The organism is Gordonia sp. C13 (assembly GCF_023218005.1).
GTDB classification, from domain to species: domain Bacteria; phylum Actinomycetota; class Actinomycetes; order Mycobacteriales; family Mycobacteriaceae; genus Gordonia; species Gordonia namibiensis.
This window is the reverse complement of record NZ_JALPSY010000067.1, coordinates 1-1,104: the sequence shown is the minus strand read 5'-3', so window position 1 is coordinate 1,104 and position 1,104 is coordinate 1. Positions and strand designations below refer to the sequence as shown.

The 1,104-nt window shown below is 64.8% G+C and carries 1 protein-coding gene; it reads right to left on the bottom strand.

Annotated elements, in window-relative coordinates:
* Positions 1-1,003: IS481 family transposase (locus M1L58_RS23240; protein WP_248660624.1), on the bottom strand; the 1,003-nt coding region annotated here is incomplete at its 3' end.
* Positions 1,004-1,104 lie beyond the last annotated feature (101 nt).

Sequence of the window (1,104 nt, the reverse complement as noted above, 5' to 3'; positions counted from 1 at the left end):
ACAGGTTGGGTACGCGGTCGGCGGGTGAGTTGCCTCGGAGTGCGGTGTGGCCGCGTTCGTGATTGTAGATGCGAAGGAACTCGGGGAAGGCCGCGACGCGTTCGGTTTCACTGAGGTAGGGACGGGCGTAGGCCCATTCCTCCTGCAGGGTCCGGTTGAATCGTTCGACCTTGCCGTTGGTTTGCGGCCGGTACGGTCTGGTCCACTTGTGCTTGATCTTGTTGTCGTGCAACAAGTCCCGAAATATGCGGGACCGGTAACACGACCCGTTGTCGGTCATCACTCGCGCGGTGGTGACACCGATCGAGGCGAAGTGCGCCAACGCCCGAGTCATGAACGCGGTCGCGGTTTCCTTCTTCTCATCAGCGAGGATCTCGGAGTAGGCGTAGCGGGAGTGGTCGTCGACGGCGTGATGCAGATACGCGTACCCCAGGTTGGGGCGGCCAGCAACTTTGCGGGTTCGTCCAGGCTCGCGGTGGGCACTGGAGTTGCGGGTGCCCTGGGCGCGGCCGTGTACGCGATGTCCACCGCCGTCGGGGATTCTGCCGAGCTTTTTGATGTCGACGTGGATCAAGTCTCCGGGCGCTTGGTGTTCGTACCGGCGAATCTCGCGTCTGCGGGCACGTACCGGCGCCCCGGTTGCCGGGTCGATCCACGACAGTCGTAGGCAGCCGTAGCGGGTGAGGATGCGGTGCACCGTGGAGACGTTCAACCCCAGGTGGTATCCGATCCGGGCTGGCCCCCAGCGGCGGGAGACGCGTAACCCGACGACCCGGCGTTCCCGGCGCCGGCTGGTGCGATGCGGACACGATCGGGGCCGGCTGGACCGATCACCCATTCCGGCCGGCCCGTGGTCGCGGTAGCGATCCGCCCATCGCTTGGCCGTGGTGACTGACACGTTGAACCGGTCAGCTGCGCGGCGCAGTGGCCACCGGTCGTCCACAACACACCGAGCCAGACGCAACCGGCCAGTCGGGGACAGCGGTGAATTACGGTGGGACATGAAGACCTCCGGGTTGAGGAGCGGTTCTTAGACAGCTCCACACCTCACTCGGAGGTCTTCCCTATGTCACGTCGACTCGCCGAACTCCGTACCTAACGTTC